This window comes from Leclercia sp. UBA7405, from assembly GCF_037152215.1.
GTDB classification, from domain to species: domain Bacteria; phylum Pseudomonadota; class Gammaproteobacteria; order Enterobacterales; family Enterobacteriaceae; genus Enterobacter; species Enterobacter pneumoniae.
In genome coordinates this window covers 1-263 of record NZ_JBBCMR010000023.1, presented here as the reverse complement: position 1 = coordinate 263, position 263 = coordinate 1, and the positions used below count along the sequence as shown (strand labels likewise).

Here is a 263-nt window from a genome sequence, read left to right as displayed (position 1 = left end):
TTGGCTTAGAAGCAGCCATCATTTAAAGAAAGCGTAATAGCTCACTGGTCGAGTCGGCCTGCGCGGAAGATGTAACGGGGCTAAACCATGCACCGAAGCTGCGGCAGCGACACTTATGTGTTGTTGGGTAGGGGAGCGTTCTGTAAGCCGTCGAAGGTGTGCTGTGAGGCATGCTGGAGGTATCAGAAGTGCGAATGCTGACATAAGTAACGATAAAGCGGGTGAAAAGCCCGCTCGCCGGAAGACCAAGGGTTCCTGTCCAA

At 53.2% G+C, this 263-nt stretch carries 1 rRNA gene; it reads left to right on the top strand.

From position 1 onward, the window contains the following. A 23S ribosomal RNA gene (locus tag WFN75_RS22545) occupies positions 1–263 on the top strand; the annotation flags it as partial.